1 protein-coding gene is annotated in these 1,055 nt (G+C 51.2%); it reads right to left on the minus strand.

All coding sequences use genetic code 11. The features are described from left to right. A partial coding sequence (gene tuf / locus ACOZIO_RS25035) for an elongation factor Tu (protein ID WP_421595881.1) occupies nt 1-1,055 on the minus strand: 1,055 nt, incomplete at both ends.

Raw genomic sequence — 1,055 nt, forward strand, 5'->3', positions numbered from 1 at the left:
CCGTCATCCATCGCGATTGGGTGGATCAGCGTAACAACCATGTTCACGTTGTCACCAGGCATTACCATCTCAACGCCTTCTGGCAGTTCGATAGTACCGGTCACGTCAGTTGTACGGAAGTAGAACTGTGGACGGTAGCCTTTGAAGAATGGAGTATGACGACCACCTTCATCTTTGCTCAGGATGTACACTTCGGAATCAAACTTGGTGTGTGGTTTGATTGAACCTGGTTTAGCCAGAACCTGACCACGTTCGATGTCTTCACGTTTGATACCACGCAGCAGAACACCCACGTTCTCGCCTGCACGGCCTTCGTCCAGCAGTTTGCGGAACATTTCAACGCCAGTACAAGTTGACTTAACAGTGTCCTTGATACCGACGATTTCAACTTCTTCGCCTACTTTAACGATACCGCGCTCTACACGACCGGTTACAACTGTACCACGACCGGAGATGGAGAATACGTCTTCGATTGGCAGCAGGAATGGCTTATCGATAGCACGCTCTGGCAATGGAATGTAGCTGTCCAGTGCTTCTGCCAGTTCGATGATTTTCGCTTCCCACGTTGCATCGCCTTCCAGTGCTTTCAGCGCTGAACCTTTGATGACCGGGATGTCGTCGCCTGGGAATTCGTAAGCAGAAAGAAGTTCACGAACTTCCATTTCTACCAGTTCCAGCAGCTCTTCATCATCTACCATGTCGCATTTGTTCATGAACACGATCATGTATGGAACGCCAACCTGGCGACCCAGCAGGATGTGCTCACGCGTCTGAGGCATAGGGCCGTCAGTTGCAGCAACAACCAGGATAGCGCCGTCCATCTGAGCAGCACCGGTGATCATGTTTTTCACGTAGTCGGCGTGCCCTGGGCAGTCAACGTGCGCGTAGTGACGAGTCGGGGTGTCATATTCAACGTGTGAAGTGTTGATGGTGATACCACGAGCTTTTTCTTCTGGTGCGTTATCGATCTGGTCGAATGCACGTGCAGAACCGCCGTAGGTTTTAGCCAGAACGGTAGTGATTGCTGCAGTCAGGGTAGTTTTACCGTGGTCAAC

This window comes from Rahnella sp. PD4 (assembly GCF_049199325.1).
Taxonomy (GTDB): Bacteria; Pseudomonadota; Gammaproteobacteria; order Enterobacterales; family Enterobacteriaceae; genus Rahnella; species Rahnella perminowiae.